We start from the raw sequence: 1,073 nt of genomic DNA on the forward strand, positions 1-1,073 counted from the left end.
GCGGGATTAAGATTACCATTTATTCCTTTGACCGCTAATCGCGTAACAGGTATCGTTTCACGGGGTGGCTCGATTATGGCGAAATGGTGTCTGCATCATCATAAAGAAAGTTTTCTCTATGAACATTTTAATGAAATTTGTGATATTGCACGCACGTATGATATCTCTCTTTCATTAGGAGATGGGTTGCGCCCTGGCTCTATTGCTGATGCAAATGATGAAGCCCAATTCGCCGAACTTAAGACTTTAGGAGAATTAACAAAAATTGCCTGGGCAAAAGATGTACAGGTGATGATTGAAGGGCCTGGCCATATCCCAATGCATAAAATTAAAGAAAATATGGAGCAGCAATTAGATCTCTGTCATGAAGCACCTTTTTATACTTTAGGACCTCTTACAACTGATATCGCTCCTGGTTATGACCATATTACATCAGCAATTGGTGCCGCTATGATTGGGTGGTTTGGAACAGCCATGTTGTGTTATGTAACACCTAAAGAGCACCTAGGGCTTCCCGATAAAAATGACGTAAAAACTGGTGTGATCACTTATAAAATTGCTGCCCATGCTGCCGATCTTGCCAAAGGTTTGCCCAGAGCACAATTACGCGATAATGCTCTTTCACGTGCACGATTTGACTTTAGATGGCATGACCAATTCAACCTTTCTCTTGATCCAGAAACAGCCTGCGCTTTTCATGATGAAACAATGCCCAAAGAAGCTCATAAATTGATGCATTTTTGTTCTATGTGTGGGCCAAAATTCTGTTCCATGCGTATTTCCCATGATATTCGCGAGGCAGCAGCAATAAACAAACCAAAAGGTGATGGTATAGGTTGCCATCACCGAGAAATATCAAAAGAATGGTGACCTTTATAGAGAAGTTACTTTTCCTCAAAAAAAAGAAAGTAAACAGTTGAAGAACATTCTTATCAAAGGTGCAGGTGTAGGTGGTTTAACAGTTGCTTATATGTTACAACAAAAAGGGGCTTCTGTTACAGTATCCGCACCTTTGTGTTCCCCTATAGGAACAGCCAGTTGGTATGCGGGAGGGATGTTAGCGCCTTACTGTG

1 protein-coding gene and 1 pseudogene are annotated in these 1,073 nt (G+C 41.3%); both read left to right on the forward strand.

Annotated features, from left to right (window positions below; all coding sequences use genetic code 11):
- A pseudogene (locus tag ACFIK8_RS09955) lies at positions 1-904 on the forward strand (phosphomethylpyrimidine synthase ThiC); the annotation flags it as partial.
- 12 nt (positions 905-916) lie between these two features.
- The coding region (locus tag ACFIK8_RS09960; protein ID WP_375669329.1) for an FAD-dependent oxidoreductase at positions 917-1,073 on the forward strand (157 nt) is incomplete at its 3' end.

This window comes from Bartonella sp. MR168JLCBS (genome assembly GCF_042194175.1).